This is a genomic window from Caldisericota bacterium (assembly GCA_034717215.1).
Classification (GTDB): domain Bacteria; phylum Caldisericota; class Caldisericia; order Caldisericales; family Caldisericaceae; genus UBA646.
Genome location: JAYELD010000090.1, coordinates 1 through 1,694 on the forward strand (window position 1 = coordinate 1; position 1,694 = coordinate 1,694).

General features: G+C 38.5%; 1 protein-coding gene. It reads left to right on the forward strand.

Annotation, left to right across the window (positions count from 1 at the left end; translation table 11 throughout):
- Positions 1-603: 603 nt before the first annotated feature.
- Positions 604-1,694: hypothetical protein (locus U9Q18_03865; GenBank protein MEA3313491.1), on the forward strand; the 1,091-nt coding region annotated here is incomplete at its 3' end.

Sequence of the window (1,694 nt, forward strand, 5' to 3'; positions counted from 1 at the left end):
TAAAGAAAATTTCCTTTGAAATAAACAAAGCAAGTGATAAAAAGGTGGTAGACTTTTATTTGTCATGTAACCGTTAGTTGGTTACCTGGTTAATTGGTTAAAATATAAGATACAAGATGAATTAGTCGTTAGTTACAAGTTGCAGGTTTCAGGTTGCGAGTTGAGATTGCTTCGTCGTTACACTCCTCGCAATGACAAAACATATATACGCTATCCGCTATTCGTTAGAATACGCATACGATAAATAAGATATAATAAAATTGGCAATTTAAAAGCATTTGTATTATAATAAAAAATAAATCATTTTTACGAACTATTAAAATTGTAGGGGCGTATTGCATACGCCCTTGTATAGATTTTGCACTTAACAACAAATTTGCACATTACTAATTATTTAACACTCTTTTAATATTTTATAACATCACAGAGGTGCCGTGATAAAAGGTAAGGGACGGAAACATCTGTCCCGGGTTATTATTAAAATAAAGGAAACTTTAAACAGGAGGTGATGTTTTTAGCATTATCTTTTTCGAGAAACATGAAAACTAAAATATTTTAGATTCAATTAATTTATGAATTAATAATAAGGAGGAACAAGAAATTATGAAGTTTAAACGAAATTTACTAATTTTAGCTGTTATTCTAATGGGTATTTTAATCGCAGTTGCAGGATGTACAACTCCGGCCACAGTTGATGATGAAACGGAAGAGGAAGCTGCAGATGCTCCCACTAATGGTACTATTTCCGTAGCCGCTGGTGCTGCTACAACTAATGACACTACTCCGACATTGACTTTGTCTTCTACGGGGGCAACCTATATGGCCTTTAGCGGAAATGGAACTACTTGGAGTGACTGGGTAGCTTATGCAACCACCTATAGCTCATTTGGTGTCACAACCGGTGAGGGCTGCACCTCAGGAGATGGCACAAAAACAGTCTATGTTAAATTTAAAAATGATGATGATGTAGAATCTACAAAAGTATATGACTCCTTCTATCTTGACACAGCAGCTCCAACATTAATTTCGGCAGTCTATACTGATGTTGGCAGTGGCGGAACAGTCAATAAAGATGACAAGATTACTTTTACCTTTAATGATGAAATGCTTACCACTACAGTAACTGCCAGTACTGTTAAGACAGTTTTGCCTTTAAGCAGCTCTAAATCCTATGGTACAACCCCTACAGTAAGTTGGGACTCTGGATTAAAAGTTTGCTATGTTACCCTGGGAACTTCACCGACCTTAGTAGCAGGAACTACTACCGTAACTCCCACAGCTGCAGTTAAAGATTCTGCGGGAAATACGTATGCTTCAACTACCGCGGTCACCATTAGCGGTTCAAGCTCTACTGTATTATCTTCGGTGAGTATATCTCCTTCTACTTATTCAGCTACAGCGGGAAGCAGTACTACAAAGACCTTTACTGCCAGCGCTTTAAGTACTGCCGCAACTACTATGACTTCTTCCTGTACTTTTACCTGGTCAATAAGCGGCGCAGGCGGGACATTAAGCACTACCTCAGGTACAACAACAGTTTATACACCTGCATCAAGCGCAGGAACTGACACTATTACTGTATCTGCAAAAAAAACAGGGACGACCACACCTGTCAAAACTGATACTTCTACCGTTACTGTAAGCGCAGCAACCCCATCCAGTACGGACCCCGACCCTGCTAAGTTATCTATTAA